The organism is Acinetobacter lwoffii, from assembly GCF_024129595.1.
GTDB lineage: Bacteria > Pseudomonadota > Gammaproteobacteria > Pseudomonadales > Moraxellaceae > Acinetobacter > Acinetobacter lwoffii_O.
In genome coordinates this window covers 1-20601 of the sequence record NZ_JAMXXS010000034.1, presented here as the reverse complement: position 1 = coordinate 20601, position 20601 = coordinate 1, and the positions used below count along the sequence as shown (strand labels likewise).

The window sequence follows — 20601 nt, the reverse complement described above, 5'->3', positions numbered from 1 at the left end:
TTTTATTCGCTGCACAATGGCAGATCTGACCTGGTTCAGCCATAAAAAAAGCCTAGATCAATCTAAGCTTTTTTCTTTAAAAATCAGATTATTCGCCAGCAATTGAACATTCAAAGTTGGCCTTATCGACAGAACAGCGTGCACGTTTTAAGACCGACATCATGCTGGCATCATAGATTCCGCGTTTGGTCATATCCATCCGGCCATCACGTAACATTTTCTGATACTTGGTTTTATCTTCAGCGCTCAGATTCATTTTATATTTCGACGGAATACCCGCTTCCAGACGGCTGATCATCCCCATGCTCTTTGGCAGGTTTTTGATAAACCAGTCACGCGATTTCTGTCCAAAACCTGCGGGGAATTTTTCCGGACGAATCACAAAATCAGAGGTGACATGCAGTACCGGGAAATTAAACATTGCGCCGTTATTACCCAGACCTTTATAGATTTCTAATGGCTTGTAGGCATAAGCAGGTGCACCGACCATATCCACCTGACCATTGTTAAATTTGGCGACAAAGTTAGAAACATCGGAGATCACTGCCTGCGCACCGACGCGCTGTACCATGATTTTCTGGGCATCGTCATAGCCGAGTACGGCGAATTTCTTCCCTGCGGCTTTTTCAATCGAATTGATATTCTTGTCACGAACAAAAATAAATGCTGAACCCAACGGTGAAATACCGGCAATTTCGTATTTTTTGCCGCCCATATTACTGACCATTTTCGCTGCATTACGTTTGTCCAGAGCAAAACTGATCGCACGCTGGGCAATGGCATTACTTGGGGCACCGCCCAGTGCATCAATAGAACCAGCAAATTTATTGTATTGACGGGCACGCATGGCTGTCATAAACACACCATCACATTTACCGGCCTTGAAGTCATTGTCGGCAACCGCTTCATCCTGACGGGCAATCAGATTGATTTCTGCGCCCCAGCCTTTTGCAGCCAGTGCCCATTCTTGCGCCATCTGGAAAGACTCACCGGATTTACCCAGTAAGTCAAACACACAGATATCGACTTTTTCTGCATGCGCCGCACTTGCAAAACCAAATGCAGAGAATGCAGCCAATGATAAGAGTGTTTTTTTCATTGTAGTTATCCTTTGAAATCTTGTTATTCGCTGAGTGTCCGTACACGGGACAAATATTAAGCAAGTTTAATTAAAAAAAATAGAGCATTTACTCCATTTAAAACCGGCATTTTGGCCTATAAAGATAAATCAGCAATAGTTGCCTAAGTTATTTTTAAATATATATTTAAATATCAATATCTTAATATTTAAAACTGCTTTCTTATAATTACATTTACCCAGATATAGTTACAAAGATATACATGATTTCAGATTTATTCGCCACCAATCGAACATTCAAAATTGGTTCTTTCTACCGTACAACGCGCGCGTTTCAATACGTTCATCATGCCCTGATCATAAATCCCCTGTTTGGTTAAATCGATCCGCCCATCACGCAGAATCTTTTGGTAGGCCACACGATCTTCACGGCTTAGATTCAGAATATATTTGCTTGGAATCTCAGCTTCCATGCGCTTGACCATGGCAAAGCTGCGCGGTAACTGTTTCACAAACCAGTTTCTGGATTGTGCGGCAAAGCTTGCCGGAAACTTTTCCTGACGAATAATCAGATCAGCAGTGACATTAATCACCGGAAAATTAATCATTGCGCCTTGACGGCCTAGTCCTTTCTGTAATTCCAGCGGTTTAAATGCATAAGCCGGTGCAGCGACAATATCCACTTCGCCCTGATTAAACTTGCGAATAAAATTGGAAATTTCCGACATGACCGGTACTGCTTCAATCCGGTCGACCATGATTTTTTGCGCATAGTCATAATGCAGCACGGCAAATTTCTTGTCTTTGACCTGTTCCAGTTTATTTAGAGTACGATCACGAACAAAAATATAGGCTGGGCCAATCTGACCAATACCCGCCACTTCGAATTTTTCTTTGCCAATCTGGGTGATCAGGCGTTTGCTATTGCGTTTATCCAGTACATAGCTGATGGCTTTCATGGCAATGTCATTATTCGGCACGCCGCCAATTGCATCAATCGATCCAGCAAATTTGTTATAAGCCCGGGCACGCATTGAGGTCATATAGAAGGCATCACATTTTCCGGCTTTGACGTCCTGATCGACCTTGGCTTCATCCTGATAGGCGCTTAACTGAGTTTCGGCACCCCAGCCTTTTGCTGCCAGCGCCCATTCCTCCAGCAGCTTGTAAGACTCACCAGATTTCCCCAGCAAATCAAAAACACAGACATTCACTCTAGCTTGAGTCGAAGTCGACACCAAAAGACCCAGTGCCGACAAAATTAAACATCCCTTTTTCATTTTTATTTGACTCTATGGTATTTTTTGCTCCATCAGCCTGAACTATAAACCACTGTTCATGCATAAAATAGAGCTTTTACTCAACTAGTGCGTCTATCCCAGATCAATTGACAGAGGTGAAAAACTCACTCATTTCAGCAAAACCGGTAAGATTTTTCATTTTCACAGGGCTTTCCTTTAGAATAGGCGCATCTTATTTCTTAGCTTTGATTTCTCAATGATTCAGTTAGACCAGTTATCTATACGTCGCGGTGGACGTGTTTTATTTCAAAAAGCGTCGATGCAGTTACACCCAGGATGGAAAATTGGCCTAACCGGTGTCAATGGTGCCGGGAAATCAACCTTGTTTTCAGCCTTGCTCGGTGGCATGGAATCGGACACCGGTTCGCTGACCCGACCTGCGGTATGGACCGTGGCGCATATGGCTCAGGAAATCAAAGCACTGAATATGAAAGCGATTGATTTCGTATTGTCGGGCGATGAAGAATACTGGGATATTCAGCAGAAACTCGATCAGCCGGATCAACTGGATGATGCAGAACTGGCCCATTTATATGGCCGTTTTGATGAAATTTCCGGTTATTCAGCTCCTGCCAAAGCCTCACAGCTGATGGCCGGTCTGGGCTTCTTTGAACATCAATCACAACTAGATGTTTCAAGTTTTTCCGGTGGCTGGCGTATGCGTTTAAACTTGGCGCGTACCTTAATGAGCCGCTCGGACTTACTGCTCCTCGATGAACCGACCAACCATCTGGACTTGGATGCGATTCTCTGGCTAGAAGACTGGCTGAAAGCCTATGAAGGCACCTTGGTGCTGATTTCGCATGACCGGGACTTCCTCGATGCGATTACCGACCATATTTTACATATCGAAAATCAGGAACTCATTTTATATACTGGTAACTATTCGACTTTCGAGCGTACCCGTAGTGAACGTCTGGCGCAGCAGCAACAGGCGTATGAAAAGCAGCTGGAAACCCGCGCGCATCTGCAAAAATATATTGACCGTTTTAAAGCACAAGCGACCAAAGCCAAACAGGCACAGAGCCGGATCAAACAGCTGGAACGTATGCAGGAACTATCTGCTGCCCATGTCGATACACCATTTACTTTCAGTTTCCGCGAACCGACCAAAATGAGTTCGCCGTTATTGCAACTGGAACATGCCGATATTGGTTATGGCGACAAGCTGATTGTTACCAATGTAAATTTACAGATCACGCCCAACAGCCGGATCGGGTTACTCGGGATGAATGGTGCAGGTAAATCCACGCTGATTAAATCGCTGGTCGGTGACCTGAAACTGATTCAGGGCCTGCGTAAAGATTCAGAGCTACTGAATATTGGTTATTTTGCCCAGCATCAGATGGATGCACTGGATGGTAATGCCAGTCCGATGTTACAGCTGGCACGTATTGCCGATAAAAAAATCAGTGAAGCCAGCCTGCGTTCTTTCTTGGGTAGTTTCGGTTTTAGTGGCGAACGTATGGATACGCCGAGTGAAAGTTTTTCGGGTGGTGAACGTGCACGTTTGGCCCTAGCGCTGATTGTTTGGCAGCGTCCGAATGTACTGATTCTGGATGAGCCGACCAACCATTTAGACCTCGATATGCGTCATGCACTGACCATGGCCTTGCAAGATTTCCAAGGCGCGGTAGTTCTAGTTTCGCATGAACGTCAGCTCATCGCCAGCGTCTGTGATGAACTGCTACTGGTACATAATGGTCAATGCCGTGAGTTTGATGGTGATCTTACTGCCTATGCTGACTGGTTACGCCAAGCCCGTATTGAGATGATTAAAAATGGGCAAAAGCCAGCAGAACCGGTGAAATCCCAAGTCGAAGTCAAACCGACTATTTCCAAACTGGACAAGGAAGCACAACGTAAGGAAGCTGCTCGCCAGCGGGAACTAAGTCGTCCGATTCGCAAGAATATTGAAAAATGCGAAGCACAGATGGCCAAACTACAGCCGCGACTGATTGAAATTGAAAACCTGCTGGGTGACAGTGCTTTATACGAAGCATCACGTAAAAATGATTTGCTGAAACTGATGAATGAGCAAACCGAGCTAAAAGCCAAACTGGAAACAGCCGAAGAGCAAATGCTAGAACTGATGATGGAACTGGAAAGTCTGGAACAGACGTTCTAAAGCTCTTTTAGTAAGATTTAAGATAAGAGATGAATGACCAACGTTGTTCATCTCTTTTTTATTCACTATTTTTAATGTTTTCTCTTCCATTTTCCCCCCTGTATTTTTTCATCTACGTCTAGATGTTTCTTTAATTCTGTTCTTTTCTATTCATTCGACACATAAGGTCATGAATTACACAAACCCTATATAAGTTTATTTTTTAAACAGTTGGATGCCTTATTTCATACATTAATTTACAGCGCGCTGTTTCATCCTAAGGCTCTAATACAAGTGTTTTTTAATTTTTGGCAGCCTTGCTACGAGTCTGTTTAATGTTGAACTAGAGAGAGGAAATCCGCATGCGTGCTCTTACCTATCATGGTGCTCGGGATGTACGAGTTGAATCCGTTCCAGATCCAGTGATTCAGGAACCAGATGACGTTATTTTAAGGGTGACAGCCACCGCCATCTGTGGCTCAGATCTGCATTTATACCGGGGGAAAATTCCGGCCACTGAAGACGGTGATATTTTCGGCCATGAATTTATGGGAATTGTAGAAGAAGTCGGCCCAGAAGTAACCGAAGTCAAAAAAGGTGACCGGGTGATTATTCCCTTTGTGATTGCATGCGGTCACTGTTTTTTCTGTGAACATGAACTCATGGCTGCCTGTGAAAATACCAATACCGGTCGTGGTGCAATTCTCAACAAAAAACAGATCCCACCAGGGGCCGCTTTATTTGGCTTTAGCCATCTGTATGGGGGTATACCGGGTGGTCAGGCTGAATATGTACGGATCCCCAAAGGCAATGTCGGACCATTTAAGGTGCCGGGTTCCCTGCCTGATGAAAAAGTATTATTCCTGAGCGATATTCTGCCAACTGCGTGGCAAGCAGTGAATAATGCCCAAGTCGGTCGAGGTTCCAGTGTGGCGATTTATGGTGCTGGCCCGGTCGGTCTGCTGGCTGCTGCCTGCGCGCGGATGCTCGGTGCCGAGCAGATATTTATGGTCGATCACCACCCTTACCGTTTGCGTTTCGCGCATCAAACCTATGGGGTAATTCCCGTCAATTTTGATGAAGTCGATGCTGCTGAATTTATCATTCAAAACACCACAGGTTATCGTGGAGTCGATGCCGTCATTGATGCGGTCGGTTTTGAAGCCAAAGGTAGCATGCTGGAAACCGTAATGACCAACCTGAAATTAGAAGGTTCGAGTGGTTCAGCGCTAAGACAATGTATTGCAGCGGTCCGCCGCGGCGGTGTAGTGAGTGTACCTGGAGTTTATGCTGGTCCAATTCACGGCTTCCTGTTTGGTGATGCCTTTGACAAAGGTTTAACCTTTAAAATGGGACAAACCCATGTGCATAACTACTTGCCGCAGTTGCTAGAACATATTGAAAATGGAGATCTGTCTCCAGATCTGATTATTACCCATCGCATGAAACTGGAAGATGCTGCGGAAGGTTACCGTATTTTTGATAAAAAGGAAGAAGACTGCCGTAAAGTCATTTTAACACCATAAATATGATTAAAAAAAAGCGCCATCAGGCGCTTTTTTATTTTTCATCGTCATTTTATCAATCCTCTTTTTCTTGTTCCTAATCAATATCATTTCAGCGATTCCCTCCCTCTTTTCTATCGAGTAATAAAAGAAGTGCCCGATTTTCAATAATGAAATCAAAAAATAAGCCATAAGAGAGAAAAAGAAAAAGTTAAGCGAAAATCGATAAAAGTATGATTCTGAAATAAAAATGAAAGTTCACTTGATTATTAAATCAATTATGTAGTTTAACTACACCTTTATTTTTAATTAAAAATATGTTCCACGCCAATGATTAGATAAACTACACCATATTTATAAGTATTTAATTTATAATAATTTTTTATTTTAAAACCAATCCAAGGAATCGTCTGGTCATACTAGCGATATCTCGCCAAATCCCTTTTAAATTTAAAATGCCATTTTAAATTTAAAAACACTTACCCACAAGACAAGAGAGTTTAAATTTGAATTTAAAATGAAGAATTAATACATGGATTAAAGTTTGTGGAAAAATATTATCTTATTCACATAAAAATTACGGATAACTTCAGAGTTATCCACATATTTGATCAGGATTACTACACACTTAAAGCAATATCACTCACGTATTCTTTAATTTATTACACCAAATTTTTTATAAGTGATTGAGAACTTAGTTTTTCTACATGGGGGAGTATTTATTATTTTCAGCCAAATCCAAACTGAATATTTGATCAGTTTTATTGCATTTATATTCCTCTAATACCACTTTGACTGATCCAGTTTTCACCTAGTGTCGTGAACTGCATGCAAACTTCTCATCGTATAAAGAACGTCTTTCTACCTCACTTTCCTATTCAAAAATTATTTTAGAAGTTCTGATGCAGATCATTTTTATAACGATAGATTCACTCCAGATTTCAGGTATTCTCCCGAGTTGGTAATCTCTATACATAAACCCTTTCTTAGAGTCGATTTGGCTTACTCAACTTGGCTTTTTAAAACCTAAATGAACCCGTTCCATATCTAAAAATCGGTCCAAAATTACTTTATTTTGCCTAGCTCACAGGATATGAGTAAAAAAATTGGTCTAAAAAAAGCGCCTCGAAAGGCGCTTTTTTATATCTGATTTTATCCTGAAGGGTTATGCATCAATATCTGCATTCAAGGCATTTTCTTCAATGAAAGCACGACGTGGTTCTACGTCATCGCCCATCAAGCAAGAGAACATACGATCCGCTTCAATCGCATCGGTAACTGTCACTTGCAGCATGTTACGGTTGTCTGGATCCATGGTGGTTTCCCACAACTGTTCCGCATTCATCTCACCCAGACCTTTATAGCGCTGGATCATCATGCCACGACGTGAGTCCTGCAAGATATGCTGCCAAACCTGATGGAAATTGCTAACCTGAATCTTGCGGTCGCCTTTTTGTAAATATGCACCCTCTTCAAGCAGGCTAAACCAACTCTTCGAGTTCTTTAATAAACGTGCATATTCACTTGAACCTAACAGTACTGAGTCTAACAGGTAGCTATGTGGCAAGTTATGTACATAGATCGTGATACGTGGCAACCAGCTTGCAGTTTTTTGACCATCTGCCAGTTCTTTTTCAAAACGTTCTAGGGTTAATTCTGGACGTAATGTAGGCTGAATGGCTTCAATCGCTACACGTAGATTCCCACCCCATGTTTCCACATAGTTTTTGTCTTCCAGCTGATCCAGCTTAAAGCCTTCCAGTGACAGTAGGGCATCAAGCAGACTCGCAGGATAACGTTGGGTCAAACGTGCCAAGCTCTTCTGGGAAGTCTGATAATCAGCAATCACATTCGCCAGTGCTTCACCACGAATCGCAGGCGCTTCTGCACTGATATGCAGTTCCAGCTCATCAATCGCATTCGAAATTAGGTAAGTCTCCAGTGCATCATTGTCCTTGATGTACTGTTCCTGCTTACCTTTTTTCAGCTTATATAATGGTGGCTGTGCGATATAAATATGACCACGTTCCACAAGTTCTGGCATTTGACGGAAGAAGAAGGTCAACAGCAGCGTACGGATGTGTGAACCATCGACGTCAGCATCGGTCATGATGATGATTTTATGATAACGCAGTTTGTCCGGATTATATTCCTCACGACCAATACCACAGCCGAGTGCGGTAATCAGCGTACCAACTTCAGCAGAGGAAATCATGCGGTCAAAACGGGCACGTTCCACGTTCAGGATCTTACCTTTCAACGGTAAAATCGCCTGCATTTTACGGTTACGACCTTGCTTGGCTGAACCACCTGCAGAATCACCCTCGACCAGGTACAGTTCAGACAAAGCTGGATCTTTTTCCTGACAATCGGCCAGTTTACCTGGAAGACCGGCAATATCCAGCGCACTCTTACGACGTGTCATTTCGCGTGCTTTACGCGCTGCATCACGCGCACGTGCTGCATCAATGATCTTGCCAGCAATCGCTTTGGCTGCTTGTGGATTTTCCAATAAATATTCAGAAAATGCCTTGTTCATGGCCTGTTCAACAGCCGTTTTCACTTCACTCGACACCAGTTTTTCTTTGGTCTGTGAAGAGAATTTTGGATCAGGTACTTTGACTGACACGATGGCAGTCAGGCCTTCACGCGCATCATCACCCGATACCGCAACTTTTTCCTTTTTCAGGATATTTTCGCTGTCCATGTAGTTGTTTAAACCACGGGTCAACGCAGCACGGAAACCGGCCAAATGCGTACCACCATCCTTTTGCGGGATGTTGTTGGTAAAGCAACGTACATTTTCTTGATAAGAATCATTCCACTGCAATGCGACTTCTACCGTAATACCGTTATCGGCCTGTGCAGCAGTGAAATGGAAAATATCATTCAGGTGAGTTTTGCCTTCGTTAATATATTTAACGAACTCAGACAGACCACCTTCATAATCAAAGACATGCTCGGCATTAATGCGTTCGTCACGCAGCACAATACGCACACCTGCGTTCAGGAACGACAGTTCACGCAAACGACGCGCCAAAATATCAACATTAAAAATGGTCTGACTAAAAGTCTCGGCACTTGGCCAGAAACGGACACGAGTACCGGTTCTATTGGTATCGCCCACTACTTTTAATGGATATTGAGAATCGCCATGACGGTATTCTTGTTCATGAATTTTACCGGCACGGTGAATGGTCAATTCGAGTTTTTCAGACAGTGCGTTGACTACGGAAACACCGACACCATGCAGACCGCCAGACACTTTATAACTGTTGTCGTCGAACTTACCACCGGCATGCAGAATGGTTAAAATCACCTCTGCTGCAGACACACCTTCTTCAGGGTGAATGTCGGTCGGAATACCACGACCATTATCAGAAACTGAAACCGATTCATCTTCATGGATCGTCACTATAATTTCATCACAGTGGCCTGCCAAGGCTTCATCAATCGAGTTGTCGACTACTTCAAACACCATGTGGTGCAGGCCTGTACCATCGTCTGTATCACCAATGTACATGCCCGGACGCTTACGGACTGCGTCTAAACCACGTAATACCTTGATGCTAGAGGAATCATAAGCCTTTTCAATGGTTTGTTCTGTTTGAGAAGCAGCTTGATCTTCTGAACTCATGGTTTCTCCCTAGTGAAAAATAGGTCTATCCAAAGATGGGTAAAACTCAAAAAATATTATTGCACAACTTGAACTGTACCGTTTTCAACACTGAATAACTGATATGAGATAGACAAATCATGTAAGTGCTTTTGTACTGATTCATGGTCTAAGGTGGTAATAAAAACTTGACTACCAAGTTGGCTCAATCGCTCAATTAAACGTTGTTGTGCGGTTAAATCTAATTCTGCTGTCACATCATCTAATAATACCACAGTTTCCTTATTACAAGAATGTAGCATTGCGATTTGCGACAGTTTTAGTGCGATCATCAGCAGCTTTTTCTGCCCGCGCGACAGGATCACATCAGCATCCCCCATCGGGGTCTTTAAACGCAAATCTGCGCGATGTGGGCCATATTCGGTATAGCGTCGCTCACAGTCTTTTTCATGCTGGTTGGTCAGATCATTTAGCAGGCCGGTTTCACTATGAAAGCCCGGACTGTATTCCAGACTGACTTGCAATTCAGGTAATAACTGTTTCAGATCATCTTCAAAAAATGGCTTCCATTGTTCCACGATGCCGACACGTTGCGAGTGCAGGATTTCACCATATTCACTTAGCATCTGGTTCCACGGTTCTACATCAGACAGACTCAGAAAACGTTTGCTTTTGAGTAGACTGTTTCGCTGTTTCAGCGCACGAGAATAATATTGCCAGGCATGATAAAACTCTGGTTCCACGTGGAACATCAACCAGTCCAGCAATTGACGCCGTGGCTTGGCACCATGATCGATGATATCGGTACTTTGTGGATCAATCAGCTGTAAGGGTAACAGTTTGGCCAGTTGTCCCTGAGTTGCGACCAGATCACCATTCACCTTGATCAACTGCTCCCCGCTAGCCATTTTTTGCATGCCAATTTTTTCAGTCGCAGATTGTGCAAACACAATCGCATCCTGTGCGCCATGCTGGATATAATTTTTGGGAATATGGGTACGGAAAGAACGACCAGCAGCCAGCAAATGAATCGCCTCTAAAATCGAGGTTTTACCTGAACCATTTTGGCCATAAAAAACATTAAACGGCTGCAATCCGTGGAGAGCAACCGTCTTTAAATTCCGCACACGCTCAATATGTAAACGCGTAATATGCATGTCTTATATGAGTATCAACAGCCGCGGCTTAAACACGCATCGGCATAACGACATAAGTCTGATCGGTATGCGCCGGGTCTTGTACCAAGACAGACTGGTTGGCTTCAGTCATGGTCATTGACACATCATCGCCATCCAGCACACCAAGTACTTCAATCAGATACTGCGCATTAAATGACATTTCTAGCGGTGAATCGGCATATTGAATCACCAGATCTTCAATCGCTTCATCCTGCTCCGGGTTATTCGCACGAAGTTGCAAAGAATCGGCATTGAAGTTTAGAAACACACCACGCAGCTTTTCATTACTTAAAATCGCTACACGTTGCAAAGATTGCTTGAACACATCATGCGCGATCATCACCACTTTGTCGCCACCACGTGGAATCACACGGCGATAATCCGGGAACTTACCATCAATCAGCTTGGTAGTGAAACGTACGATAATATCCGCCTGCTCCTTGTCACGGCTTGACATATTGATGGTCACATTGAGCAGTTCACGACCAATCAATAAAGATAATTGCTCATCTTCAACGCTGAGCAGACGCTGTAATTCTGCAACTGCCTTACGTGGCACAATCGCCTGAATCGGTTGTGTTGCAGTAGATTGAGCCACTGTTTCACACAGTGCCAAACGGTGGCCATCGGTGGTCACAGCACGCAACTGATTGGCATCAATTTCCAACAAAGTACCGGTCAGATAAAAACGTACATCCTGAACTGCCATGGCAAAAGCAGTTTTTTCGAACAGGCGTTTAAGTTCACGCTGTGTCACCGTTACTTGCGTGCCTTGGGTGTTTTCAGTGTTCAGTAATGGATAATCATCAGCAGGCAATGTCCCCAATACAAAACGGCTGTTGCCCGATTTAAGGATACAGCGCTGATCTTCAGTAATATGTAAATCCACCAATGCCGCTGAAGGAAGTGACTTACAGATATCAATCAGCTTACGTGCAGGAACTGTGGTCTCACCTTCCTGCAAACATGCACCTTCAGCCAGTGCTGTACTCGCCACCAGTTCGACTTCCAGGTCGGAACCGGTCACGGTCAATGCTTGCGCAGTCACCTGAATTTTCAGGTTAGACAGGATATTCAAGGTATGGCGACGTTCAACCGCTCCTACGACATGTGAGAGAACATTCAGTAAGCTTTCTTTCGCGATTTTTAAACGCACGGTGCATTCCTCTAAAGCTGAAGATTAATATAGAAAAAGTGATTTTTTTGACGGTTTACTATGCGGCAAAAGCAGCCGCATAGCAAGAATAGAATTTGAGCGATTTAGGTCAACTTTGCAATAGACGTTGCAGGTTTTTATAGTCTTCGTTAAAGATCGGATCTTCTTCCCGCAGGCTCTGTACTTTCTCGCAGGCATGCATCACGGTACTGTGATCACGCCCCCCAAAAGCCATGCCAATTTCCGGAAAACTGTCGCCTGTTAATTCACGTGCCAGACCCATCGCCAGCTGACGTGGGCGGGCATAAATCCGAGTGCGTTTTGGACCGACCAGTTCTTTCAATGGAATCCGGAAATATTCACTGACCACACGCTGAATGTTTTCAGTACTGATGGTACGGGCACGAATTGCCAGCACATCTTTTAAAGATTCACGCACTACATCCAGATCAATTGGTGTGCCTTTAAAACGTGAAATCGCTACCACTTTATTCAGCGCACCTTCCAGCTCACGCACGTTAGCCACCACCTGCTGGGCAATAAACAGCGCACAGTTACGAGGTAAATCAACCTGATTGCTTTCGGCTTTTTTCAGCAAAATTTCAATTCGGGTTTCAATATCTGGTGGTTCAACCCCGACCGACAACCCCCAGGAAAAACGTGAAACCAGACGTGGATCGAGTTCGGTTAGCTCTTTAGGATAACGATCTGAAGTCAGAATGATCTGTTTGGACTCGTCCAGAAGTGCGTTAAAGGTGTAGAAAAACTCGACTAGACTGGCTTCTTTACCGGCCAGCAAGTGAATATCATCAACCAGTAATAAATCCAGAGAACGGCAGTTTTTCTTAAACTCTTCGACTTTGCCCTGCTGCAACGAACTGACAAAATCCTGCACAAAACTTTCTGCAGTCATGTACATGACTCGGGCATTCGGCTTGGCCTGCAACAATGCATTGCCCACAGCCTGCATCAAGTGGGTTTTACCCAGACCGGTCGGACCATATAAAAATAACGGGTTGTGCTGTGAAGCACCCAGCTGAGTCAGCACCTTGCGACAGGTTTCTGCCGCCATCTGGTTAGATCGACCTTCCACAAACAGCGAGAAGGTAAACAATGGATTCAACTGACGTCTACGGCTATTTTTGCCGCTGTCTTCTTTTTCTTTCTTCGGTTTCGGCACCGGCATCGGTGTCGAGGTCAATGCCGCTGTCGTGGTCGCCGGTTGCTCACTGGCAGATAAAATTGCCCCTGGACGTGAATCGACCAAAATTTCGACCTTGCGTACCCGTCCTTCAGACAATTGCTCTGCCAGAATCGTGATCAGTTCCAGATGATGTTCTTGAATGTAACGCGTCCAGTAAGGATTAGGTGCATACAAACGCAAGCTGTCTTCCAGCTCTTCTGCAACCAATGGGCGAATCCACATTGTAAAGACATTTCCAGAGAGCTCTTGTCGCAGGCGATTTAAGCAGTCCGTCCAAAGCATGTGAATCCCCTATTCATTCCATTGTTCATTCAAAAAAGATGACCGCGACCAAAAGCGGGTCGCCATTCTAACCAAGTTATCCACATCTGTCATGGCAATTTCCACAAAAACTGTGCAAAAAGAAATCACCACGCATAAATTTAACTTTAAAACCCAGTGTGGATAAGTTTATCCGCAAGCTGTGGATAAAATATATCACAAAGTTATCCACAAAGTATAAAATTAATAGAAACAGTTTTATCCACAATATAAGTTTATGTTTAATTAAATAAAAAGTGGCTTATCCATAGAAAAAGTGCTCCCTAATAGTAATAAATTTAAATTTATAAATTTGAATTTATTTATAAGATCACTGGTTTTTGTGGATAACTCAGAAAGCTTCAAATTTAAATTCAAAAACACAGGTTAAATTTAAAATCTGGATAACATGTGGATAACTCTGTTGATAGAGTTGTTTATAACTTATATATATTTATATAACAATAACTTAATTTGTGATTAACTTGAATTGAACTATTTTTTATTCAGTTCTCTGAAAAACCAAGGTCTTTATCTTTTTTGATCTTATTTGAAAAGAAAACCGCTTTTGCATTGACAGCTCAAGCAATGAGCACTAAAATCGCGGACCTTCATAGAAAGATCATTTTTTGGAGTTTCAATATGAAACGTACATTCCAACCGTCTGAATTAAAGCGTAAGCGTGTTCATGGTTTCCGTGCTCGTATGGCTACTAAAGCTGGTCGTCAAGTATTAGCTCGCCGTCGTGCAAAAGGTCGTCATAGCTTAACTGTTTAATCAGTTACGCTAAGACGATTTTGGGTGTTATGACAAAACTTTATAGTTTTGGCACAGAGTTGCGATTACGCTGTGCTGCCGATTATAAAGGTGTCTTTGATGGTGCGCTTTTTAAAGTGCATCAACCCCATTTCTTATTTCTTGCAAAACATTCCGAACTGCCAAATAGCCGTTTGGGTTTAGTTGTTGCCAAGAAGAAAGTGCGACGTGCACACGAAAGAAATCGAGTAAAACGACTTGCTCGCGAAAGTTTTCGCCTGCATCAACAGCAATTAGATGACTTAGACATTGTAATCATGCCGAAAATGGGTGTTGAAGCAGTGCCTAATGCAGAATTGCACCAGCAATTACAATTTGCCTGGCAGAAACTTAACCGTCTTGCCAAAAAGCATTCAAAAATAGCCCCCTCCCCACAAAAGTAGAGTTGGCCAATGGTACGTTTACTGCATTGGTTGATCCGTTTCTATCAGATTGCGATTAGTCCTCTTCTTGGACCGCGCTGTCGTTATATTCCAACTTGTTCTCAATATTCCTTGGAAGCAGTCCAGATGCATGGCGCTGGGCGTGGAGTGTGGCTGGCTACTAAACGTATTTGCCGTTGTCATCCGTGGGGGGGCTCGGGATATGATCCTGTTCCCTCAAAAGCGATTCGTTTTATTTCATTTCAGCAAATAGATTCTCAAACGCTTCACGTTGCTGTACCCTTTCGTGATCGTTTATTGAACCAAAATCACTCTCACCACTTGGGGTAATACATATGCAACAATGGGCCAGGATTGCAATTCTCGGAGCCATGTTTGTTGTCGCATATTTGCTCATTTTGGCGTGGCAAAAAGATTATGGAAATGCTGAAACAAAACCGCAGCAGGAAACTGCTGTTGTTTCGCATGACGTATCTGCAGATTTGCCAAATGGTCAGACGGCTACAGTTGCCTCTGATCTGCCACAAGCAAATGTGCCAGCACAGCAAGCCACGGATGCCACAGCACCTGTAAGTCAGCAGCTTATTTCAGTACAAACTGACCTTTATCATCTTTGGATCAATCCGAAGGGTGGTGATATTGTTCGTATTGAATTACTCAATCATGACAAGAACAAAGACAGCGATGAGCCGTTCGTGATGCTGGAAAGCGATGCGAAACGTACTTATGTCGCCCAGTCTGGCCTGATCGGTCTGAATGGACCGGACAGCAGCCGTAACGGCCGTCCAATGTATGAGCTGGAAAAAACTGCTTATACCCTGGCAGATGCGAAAACAGTCAAATCCAAAGATGGTGAAAACCTGAAAGTATTGTCTGTACCGCTAGTGTTTAAAACCGCTGACGGGATCGAGATTATCAAGACCTTCAATTTCACTGAAGGTGAATATCCGGTCGTGGTAAATCACAAAGTGGTTAACCGCAGTGGCCAGACCTGGCAAGGTCAGATGTTCGGTCAGATCAAACGCGATAACTCGGAAGATCCAGGCAAATCCGATCAGGGGATCTTCACGCTGGGAACATTCCTGGGCGGTGCATGGGGTACCCCGGACGAGCAGTACAACAAGCTTAAATTCGACAACTTTGTTGAAGAAAAAGTCAGTACTGAAGCGACAGGTGGTTGGGTGGCAATGGTACAGCACTACTTTGTCAGTGCATGGGTTCCAGGTCAGCTGAAGTTGACTCAAGGCAATGGCGAAGCTTATAGCGCCAAGCTTGAATCACGTAAATCAACCGATAACATGAACATCATCGGTTTTACCTCACCGACATTCAATGTGCCTGCAGGTACAGTGGCTGAAATTGATGCGACTTTCTATTCAGGTCCAAAAATCCAGTCAGAACTGAAAGATTTGGCTGCAGGTTTAAACCAGACCGTTGATTATGGCTGGTTATGGCCAATCGCGAAATTACTGTTCGTGGGTCTTGAATTCTTCCATGGTCTGGTGGGTAACTGGGGCTGGGCAATTATTCTGTTGACCGTTCTGGTGAAACTGATCCTGTGGCCATTGTCGTCGAAGAGCTATCGCTCGATGGCGAAAATGCGTGTGATTGCGCCAGAAATGCAACGCATGAAAGAAGAGTTCGGTGAAGATCGCATGCGCTTCTCTCAAGAAATGATGGCATTATACAAACGTGAACAGGTCAATCCGCTTGCCGGCTGTTTACCACTGTTATTACAAATGCCGATTTTCCTGGCCTTGTACTGGGTATTGATGGAATCTGTGGAACTGCGTCATGCGCCATGGATGCTGTGGATTCAGGATTTGTCTTCAATGGATCCTTGGTTCATTCTGCCGTTGTTGATGGGCTTGACGATGTATATCCAACAGTCGTTAAATCCACAACCAACTGATCCAATGCAGGCGAAAGTCTTCAAGTTTATGCCGATCATCTTTACCGTATTCTTGTTGTTCTTCCCGGCAGGCTTGGTTCTGTACTGGATCGTCAACAACTTGATCACGATTCTGCAACAAACTTTGATTAACAAGTCTGTTGCCAAAGATCGCGCGAAACGTGATGAGGCTACTCCAGTCAACTAAGTTGTACGGATAGGCTGAATAAATCCGCTTAAGATGGTAATCTTAGGCGGATTTTTTTTGGCTGTACTTTTGAGTCTTTGCAGGTGAATTTTATGCTCAACCGAACCACAACTATTGCTGCGATTGCAACTCCACCAGGACGTGGCGGCGTTGGGGTGATTCGCCTGTCAGGTCCGAAATCCTATGAAATTGCCCAGCAACTGACGCAAAAAGAGTTGCCCAAAGCCCGTTTTGCCGGTTTCCGCCAGTTCTACGATGCAGCAGGTGAAGTCATGGATGAAGGACTGGCGATTTGCTTCCCGAATCCAAACTCGTTTACCGGTGAAGATGTAGTGGAGCTACAAGGTCATGGCGGTCCGGTGATTCAGAATGCCCTGCTTGGCCGTTTGCTGGAACTGGGCGCCACTGCAGCCAAAGCGGGTGAATTCTCGATGCGTGCCTTTGAAAATGGCAAGCTGGATCTGGTGCAGGCTGAAGCAATTGCCGACCTGATTGATGCAACTTCGCAAGCGGCTGCACGTTCTGCGGTGCGTTCACTGCAAGGAGCTTTCTCGACCAAAGTCAATGCAGTCCTTGAGCAGCTGATTCATCTGCGTCTGCATGTGGAAGCCGCGATTGATTTTCCGGAAGAAGAAATCGACTTTCTGGCAGATGGCAAGATTTTAAATCTGCTGGATGGCGTATCCAGTGCAGTCACTCAAGTCCAGCAATCCGCACGTCAAGGACAGCTTCTACGTGAAGGCTTGCAAGTCGTAATTGCAGGTAAACCGAATGCCGGTAAATCCTCTCTACTGAATGCGCTGGCCGGAATTGAACGCGCAATTGTGACTAATATTGCCGGCACCACCCGTGATGTCTTGCATGAAAAGATTACTTTAAATGGTCTGCCGATTACCCTGACTGATACTGCGGGCCTGCGTGAAACTGGCGATATCGTGGAAAAAGAAGGGATTCGCCGCGCGATTAAAGAAATCGAACAGGCCGATTTATTGCTCTTGGTCTATGACTTAAGTCAGGGCGAAGATCCGCTGCAACTTGCTCAGGAATATTTTGCTGAACATATAGAACCGAAACGTTTAATGCTGATTGGCAATAAATGCGACCTGACCGGTGCTGAAGCCGTGATTGGCGATTTAAATGGTTTCCGGCATATTGCAGTCTCTGCCAAGCAAGAAACTGGCGTTCAAGCGCTCATAGAGGCGATTACAGCGCATGCAGGCTTCCAGCCTGAGGAAGACACCTTTATCGCACGTACCCGTCATTTAGATGCAATGAAGCGCACTCAGCTCTATCTGGCTGAGGCGCGTGAACAACTGGTGGTGTATAACGCCGGTGAACTGGTAGCGGAGTCCTTACGTCTGGCGCAAAATGCATTGGGTGAGATCACTGGTGATTTCAGTGCAGATGACCTGCTGGGCAAGATCTTCGGTTCATTTTGTATTGGAAAGTAATTATTTAATAAAACATCAAAAAAGCCCTCAACTGAGGGCTTTTTTTAGGCTGGTCGATGAGATTTTTGATACGCCCACCACAGCGCAAAACACAATAGACTGATCGCGATACAAAAGCTGATCACAGCGAAATCCAGCCCCCAGTGATCGGCCAGATAACCCACAGCAATGATAGGGACAATAGTGCCCAGATAGGCAATAAACAGATAGGTCGACATGACGGCTGCACGGTTGTCTAAGCTGGTCATTTGATGAATCAGTGCAAAAGCACCCATCAGGGCAAACCCATGGCCAATTCCAAAGCAAATATCACTGATAAAAAATAGCAGGCTGATTTTCGAATACATGCATAGTGCCAAAATCATCAAGCTCAAGCACATCATCATCAGGCCGATATTCAGACATTTAGATGCTGCGACCGCTTTGGCCATAAATTGCACGATCACTGAAACCACCAGAATACTGGTAATGGCCAGTCCGCTGACCAGAGGGCCATGCCAAGGTAAAATATTGCGGACAAAGGACGGCGACAGTGAAGCAAACAGGCTAAAAGCGGCAAAGGCACTAAAAGCCGTCACTGCAATAATCATAAACACACGATGAAACTGCGCTTCAGGTTGTTGCAGTTTAGGCGCTATGCTAAAGGGCTGCGCCTCAAACTTGGGTGCTTTGATCCAGGACAGGCCAATCAGACACAGCACGGCACCCAGAATAATCGGTAAATATGGCATCACCAAAGGGGCAGCGGAAAACTGCGCAATCACACCACCGACCAAGGGTCCCAAACCAAAACCCATTGCGGTGATGATTGAAATCAATTGTGGTGCAGTGTGTTTATGGCTTTCTGGGATAGTATGCATCAAACCCATCATGGCAGAAGTGGTCATCAGGCCCGATGCAATCCCAATAATAAAACGGCCAATCGAGAGGATTAGTGCATTCTGGGCAAAAACAGAAATGATGAGACCCAGCGTGATCAGGGCCAGACCAATTTGCAGGGTCCGTAAAAATCCAATGCTGTTACTGGTTCTGCCCAAAAATAACAAGGTCGAGAGGCAGCCAAACATATAGGCGACAAAAATGTAGGTGATCTGGCTGGGCAGCAAATGCCAGAGCTGTTGATAAATCGGATAAAGCGGACTGGCCAAAGCGGTGCCAATCGTTCCCATCATTAAAGCCAGGCTGACCATCAAGAACGGTCGCCAGCTGGTCGTTATTGTCATGAAAATGCCGTTATAGTGTTAATCCTTGGCCAATCCATGTCAGGGCGTAGCGAGGAAAATAGAAAGTGTCTGCAGTTTAGAATGGATACAGAAAATCGGTCAAGGCTGAATGAGTAAAATGTTTATCATTTAATATATTTTAATTATATAAAACAATTACTTATTATGAATATTGATGTGTTTTCTAGATAGATTGGAGTTCAATCTAACGCTATACATGGTGTTCCACGTGAAACATGATGAGCTTATTTAACTGAATTTAAACAGTAACATAAATGTTTGAGAAATTTAAAAGCAGAGCGATTAGAATCGAAGCATATTCTTATCCAATTCATGTAGAACATTCATGTTAAAAAAAACACTGATTATTAGTTTAAGTGCCTTCGTCTCAAGCTTCGCATTGGCCAATATTGATACGGTACAAGCTAACTTGGCCAAAAACAGTCCCAATTTAAAAATTGAAAATATTCAGACCACCGAGATGAAAGGCATCTATAGCGGTTCCATGCAGGGCCAAGTGGTTTATTTGAATGAAGATGCCAAGCATCTGATTGCTGGCCCGATGCTGAGAATTCAGGATCAGCATAATCTGACCCGTGATTTAATGTTGAAGCAAAATAGTATCGACTGGAAAAAATTACCGCTTCAGGATGCTGTGAAAAGTGTAAGAGGTACGGGTAAGCGTCAGATTGCGATCTTTTCTGACCCAAATTGCCCGTATTGTAAAAAGCTTGAGCTAGAGCTGAAAAAACTGAATGACTTGACCATTTATACCTTTATTCTTCCTTTAAAACCCCAGTCGGTTGCTCCTTCAAAACAGGTGTATTGCGAGTCTAATCCAGCTCAGGCATGGGAAGATCTTATTGCTCAAGGGATTCAACCTAAATCGAAAAAAAGTTGTGCCAATCCGATTGAGCGGAATAAAAAACTGGCTCAGTCTATGGGTGTGAATGGGACACCTGCGATTATTTTTTCCAATGGCTTTAAGGTAATGGGCGCCTATCCGGCAGAGCAGATTGAGCAGATTTTTAAAGAATTCAATTTATAAAAATTAAATAAAGATATCAGTCGTTCAATATAAAAAAGCACCTCATTGGGCATTGCTGTCCCACAATTTTTCACAAGAGGAAGCTCATTTGAGCTTCCTCTTGTTTTATGGGTATTTTATCGGGTGAAAATAAAGC

15 protein-coding genes are annotated in these 20601 nt (G+C 44.0%); 8 read left to right on the top strand and 7 right to left on the bottom strand.

The features are described 5' to 3' along the window. Positions 1-88: 88 nt before the first annotated feature. Together NI466_RS13065 and NI466_RS13060 are read right to left on the bottom strand one after the other, a co-directional pair. Positions 89-1099, bottom strand: coding sequence for a putative solute-binding protein (locus NI466_RS13065; RefSeq protein ID WP_005094844.1), 1011 nt, complete (start codon positions 1097-1099; stop codon positions 89-91). A gap of 254 nt (positions 1100-1353) precedes the next feature. Further along, entirely contained in the window at positions 1354-2358 is a 1005-nt protein-coding gene (locus NI466_RS13060) for a putative solute-binding protein (RefSeq protein WP_253173797.1), read from the bottom strand. A 217-nt stretch (positions 2359-2575) separates the two neighbouring features. Here NI466_RS13060 and NI466_RS13055 point away from each other — a divergent pair, with 217 nt between their 5' ends. After that, positions 2576-4507 (top strand): ATP-binding cassette domain-containing protein, encoded by a 1932-nt coding sequence (locus NI466_RS13055; RefSeq protein ID WP_004281940.1) that lies wholly within the window; start codon positions 2576-2578, stop codon positions 4505-4507. Between the two features lie 341 nt (positions 4508-4848). Beyond that, the gene (locus tag NI466_RS13050) at positions 4849-6012 is read left to right on the top strand and encodes a zinc-dependent alcohol dehydrogenase (RefSeq protein WP_253173796.1); all 1164 of its coding nucleotides are present in this window, start codon (positions 4849-4851) and stop codon (positions 6010-6012) included. Positions 6013-7156: 1144 nt separating this feature from the next. Here NI466_RS13050 and gyrB read toward each other — a convergent pair. The 4 genes from gyrB to dnaA all read right to left on the bottom strand — a co-directional run bounded on the left by gyrB (position 7157) and on the right by dnaA (position 13427). Beyond that, positions 7157-9628, bottom strand: coding sequence for a DNA topoisomerase (ATP-hydrolyzing) subunit B (gene gyrB, locus NI466_RS13045; protein WP_004281937.1), 2472 nt, complete (start codon positions 9626-9628; stop codon positions 7157-7159). 56 nt (positions 9629-9684) lie between these two features. Then, complete coding sequence (recF, locus tag NI466_RS13040) at positions 9685-10764, bottom strand: DNA replication/repair protein RecF (protein ID WP_004281936.1); 1080 nt, start codon at positions 10762-10764, stop codon at positions 9685-9687. Between the two features lie 28 nt (positions 10765-10792). Beyond that, positions 10793-11941, bottom strand: coding sequence for a DNA polymerase III subunit beta (gene dnaN / locus NI466_RS13035; protein ID WP_004281935.1), 1149 nt, complete (start codon positions 11939-11941; stop codon positions 10793-10795). Between the two features lie 109 nt (positions 11942-12050). Beyond that, entirely contained in the window at positions 12051-13427 is a 1377-nt protein-coding gene (gene dnaA, locus NI466_RS13030; protein ID WP_004281934.1) for a chromosomal replication initiator protein DnaA, read from the bottom strand. Between the two features lie 660 nt (positions 13428-14087). Here dnaA and rpmH point away from each other — a divergent pair. From rpmH to mnmE, 5 genes are all read left to right on the top strand, one after another. Continuing rightward, a complete protein-coding gene (rpmH, locus tag NI466_RS13025) occupies positions 14088-14222 on the top strand; it encodes a 50S ribosomal protein L34 (protein ID WP_000831329.1) in 135 nt (44 codons plus the stop codon). Between the two features lie 29 nt (positions 14223-14251). Further along, positions 14252-14644: a ribonuclease P protein component gene (gene rnpA, locus NI466_RS13020; RefSeq protein ID WP_004281932.1), complete on the top strand. Its 393-nt coding sequence runs from the start codon at positions 14252-14254 to the stop codon at positions 14642-14644. A gap of 9 nt (positions 14645-14653) precedes the next feature. Next, positions 14654-14974 carry a membrane protein insertion efficiency factor YidD gene (gene yidD / locus NI466_RS13015; protein WP_004281931.1) on the top strand — a complete coding sequence of 107 codons (321 nt, stop codon included), beginning with the start codon at positions 14654-14656 and terminating at the stop codon, positions 14972-14974. Positions 14975-14979: 5 nt separating this feature from the next. Beyond that, positions 14980-16743: a membrane protein insertase YidC gene (yidC, locus tag NI466_RS13010; RefSeq protein ID WP_005264486.1), complete on the top strand. Its 1764-nt coding sequence runs from the start codon at positions 14980-14982 to the stop codon at positions 16741-16743. Positions 16744-16835: 92 nt separating this feature from the next. Then, a complete protein-coding gene (gene mnmE / locus NI466_RS13005; RefSeq protein WP_044111657.1) occupies positions 16836-18194 on the top strand; it encodes a tRNA uridine-5-carboxymethylaminomethyl(34) synthesis GTPase MnmE in 1359 nt (452 codons plus the stop codon). Positions 18195-18238: 44 nt separating this feature from the next. Here mnmE and NI466_RS13000 read toward each other — a convergent pair whose 3' ends face one another. After that, complete coding sequence (locus NI466_RS13000) at positions 18239-19417, bottom strand: MFS transporter (RefSeq protein ID WP_435575024.1); 1179 nt, start codon at positions 19415-19417, stop codon at positions 18239-18241. Positions 19418-19763: 346 nt separating this feature from the next. On the opposite strand from NI466_RS13000, the gene NI466_RS12995 reads away from it, so the two are divergent. After that, positions 19764-20465 carry a DsbC family protein gene (locus tag NI466_RS12995; RefSeq protein ID WP_253173795.1) on the top strand — a complete coding sequence of 234 codons (702 nt, stop codon included), beginning with the start codon at positions 19764-19766 and terminating at the stop codon, positions 20463-20465. Positions 20466-20601 lie beyond the last annotated feature (136 nt).

Bases quoted from the DNA above. Each gene is read 5' to 3' on its own strand.
- dnaA (WP_004281934.1), bottom strand. From the start codon at position 13,427: ATGCTTTGGACGGACTGCTTAAATCGCCTGCGACAAGAGCTCTCTGGA.
- NI466_RS12995 (WP_253173795.1), top strand. From the start codon at position 19,764: ATGTTAAAAAAAACACTGATTATTAGTTTAAGTGCCTTCGTCTCAAGC.
- recF (WP_004281936.1), bottom strand. From the start codon at position 10,764: ATGCATATTACGCGTTTACATATTGAGCGTGTGCGGAATTTAAAGACG.
- mnmE (WP_044111657.1), top strand. From the start codon at position 16,836: ATGCTCAACCGAACCACAACTATTGCTGCGATTGCAACTCCACCAGGA.
- rnpA (WP_004281932.1), top strand. From the start codon at position 14,252: ATGACAAAACTTTATAGTTTTGGCACAGAGTTGCGATTACGCTGTGCT.
- NI466_RS13000 (WP_435575024.1), bottom strand. From the start codon at position 19,417: ATGACAATAACGACCAGCTGGCGACCGTTCTTGATGGTCAGCCTGGCT.
- NI466_RS13050 (WP_253173796.1), top strand. From the start codon at position 4,849: ATGCGTGCTCTTACCTATCATGGTGCTCGGGATGTACGAGTTGAATCC.
- rpmH (WP_000831329.1), top strand. From the start codon at position 14,088: ATGAAACGTACATTCCAACCGTCTGAATTAAAGCGTAAGCGTGTTCAT.
- gyrB (WP_004281937.1), bottom strand. From the start codon at position 9,628: ATGAGTTCAGAAGATCAAGCTGCTTCTCAAACAGAACAAACCATTGAA.
- NI466_RS13065 (WP_005094844.1), bottom strand. From the start codon at position 1,099: ATGAAAAAAACACTCTTATCATTGGCTGCATTCTCTGCATTTGGTTTT.
- yidC (WP_005264486.1), top strand. From the start codon at position 14,980: ATGCAACAATGGGCCAGGATTGCAATTCTCGGAGCCATGTTTGTTGTC.
- yidD (WP_004281931.1), top strand. From the start codon at position 14,654: ATGGTACGTTTACTGCATTGGTTGATCCGTTTCTATCAGATTGCGATT.
- NI466_RS13060 (WP_253173797.1), bottom strand. From the start codon at position 2,358: ATGAAAAAGGGATGTTTAATTTTGTCGGCACTGGGTCTTTTGGTGTCG.
- NI466_RS13055 (WP_004281940.1), top strand. From the start codon at position 2,576: ATGATTCAGTTAGACCAGTTATCTATACGTCGCGGTGGACGTGTTTTA.